Raw genomic sequence first — 231 nt, forward strand, 5'->3', positions numbered from 1 at the left:
CGACGATATCCCGCCAAGCATACAAAAGGAATAGGCGTTCTTGTGTTTCCCCAAGCTTTAATGCCTCTTTGGTATGCATATCAATACAAAACGCACATCCGTTGATTTGGGATGCCCTTACCTTGATCAGTTTATAATGTGATTTTTTTAGTTCGTATTGTGCCAAATATCCTTCCAGGCCAAAGACGGCTTGATACGCTTTGGGTTCTGTTTCCCCAACTTGAATTCTCG

1 protein-coding gene is annotated in these 231 nt (G+C 42.4%); it reads right to left on the bottom strand.

Features of this window, described 5'->3' with window-relative positions; translation table 11 throughout:
- Positions 1 to 231: carboxymuconolactone decarboxylase family protein (locus ACRHOZ_RS21615; RefSeq protein WP_431130486.1), on the bottom strand; the 231-nt coding region annotated here is incomplete at both ends.

Source organism: Flagellimonas flava, assembly GCF_050617915.1.
Lineage (GTDB): Bacteria > Bacteroidota > Bacteroidia > Flavobacteriales > Flavobacteriaceae > Flagellimonas > Flagellimonas flava_A.